Source organism: Deinococcus betulae (assembly GCF_020166395.1).
Taxonomy (GTDB): domain Bacteria; phylum Deinococcota; class Deinococci; order Deinococcales; family Deinococcaceae; genus Deinococcus; species Deinococcus betulae.
In genome coordinates this window covers 1-1,682 of record NZ_JAIQXU010000072.1, presented here as the reverse complement: position 1 = coordinate 1,682, position 1,682 = coordinate 1, and the positions used below count along the sequence as shown (strand labels likewise).

Annotated in this window: 1 protein-coding gene; it reads left to right on the top strand. The window is 64.3% G+C overall.

Going from position 1 to position 1,682, the window contains the following annotated elements:
• The first annotated feature begins 341 nt into the window (after positions 1 to 341).
• Complete coding sequence (locus K7W42_RS22655) at positions 342 to 1,550, top strand: S8 family peptidase (RefSeq protein WP_224577671.1); 1,209 nt, start codon at positions 342 to 344, stop codon at positions 1,548 to 1,550.
• The last annotated feature ends 132 nt before the right edge of the window (positions 1,551 to 1,682 follow it).

Below are 1,682 nucleotides of genomic sequence, written 5' to 3'. Positions count from 1 at the left end.
GAACGTCCTCGCACACAATCTGAAATTCGTTGACCTCAGCGGCTGATGCCCTGACTGTCAACCCCTATTCGAGGTAAGTCAAGTATGCCCCGATTGACAGCGTCGACAATCTGTCGCAGCGAGCAGCACCTTCCCCAGCATCCCTCCACCGGACGAAGTGGAGAGAAGGGCGCGACTGTCTGGTGGCCCAGTACGACCTGTTCTCATGTCAGCCGTCCGTTTCAATGACTATGATCGTCCAGGTTCCCACAACACAGTGACTGTCCCTGCGCTGACCCATGCTTTCTGCTTGGCGCCTCGCCGGCACACCAGTGGTGTGAACTCATTCCAGGAGGATCACCATGAACGGACGTACCCTGACTTCTGCTCTTGCGCTTTCGTTGCTGCTCGCGGCCTGCGGTACCAGCACCGTCCCCCACGCCCCTGACACGGCGGCTGCCCCCTCGGCCGGCGCCCCCCTCCTGGGCACCAGCAACCCCGAGGCCATTCCTGGCCAGTACATCGTGGTTCTCCAGGACGCCGCCGCCAACCTTACCGTTCAGGATGCCGGCGGCCTGATCCGCAGCCTGAACCTCGACCCCCAGGGCGTCACGGTCCAGCACCTCTACACCCAGACCATTCAGGGCTTTGCCGCCAAGCTCAGCGCCCAGAACCTCGCCACCCTGCGCCGTGACCCCCGCGTCAAGTACATCGAGCAGGACGGCCTGATGCACATGACCGCCACCCAGACCGGCGCCACCTGGGGCCTGGACCGCATTGACCAGCGCAACCTGCCCCTGAACGGCAGCTACGTTTACGACGCCACCGGCAGCGGCCTGAGGGCCTACATCATCGACACCGGGATTCGGACCACCCACACCAACTTTGGGGGGCGCGCGATCTGGGGCACGAACACCACCGGCGACGGCAACAACAGCGACTGCCAGGGACACGGCACGCACGTGGCCGGCACGGTGGGCAGCAGCACCTACGGCGTGGCCAAAGGTGTGACGCTGGTGGCGGTGAAGGTGCTCAACTGCCAGGGGTCGGGCAGCAACTCAGGCGTGATTGCAGGCGTGAACTGGGCCGTGGGCAACAAGGGCAGCGCGACGGCCGTGGCGAACATGAGCCTGGGGGGCGGCTTTAGCCAGGCGGTGAATGACGCCGTGAACAGCGCCGCCAGCCGCAACCTGGTGATGGTGGTGGCCGCCGGCAACGAGAACCAGAACGCCTGTAACGTCTCCCCCGCCAGCGCCGCCAACGCCATTACCGTGGGGAACAGCACGAGCAGTGACGCGCGGGCCAGTTCGTCGAACTACGGGAGTTGCGTGGACCTCTTTGCGCCAGGAACAAATATCACGAGCACCTGGAATACGAGCAACACAGCGACGAACACGATCAGCGGGACCAGCATGGCCAGCCCCCATGTGGCGGGGGCGGCGGTGCTGGAACTGGCGCTGGGGGCCAACAGCACGAGCAGCGTCACCAACGCGATCATCAGCAGCTCGACCCCCAACAAAGTCACGAATGCGGGGGCCGGCAGCCCCAACCGCCTCCTCTACACCCGCTGAGCCAGACTACACACAGCACACTTGACCGAGGCCACCTGCAATTCAGGTGGCCTTCTTGCCGCTGCACACAGCAACGCGTTTCACAGAGACTGGCAGCCGTGTGTCTCTTGCGAGTCAAGGAACGCACAGCCT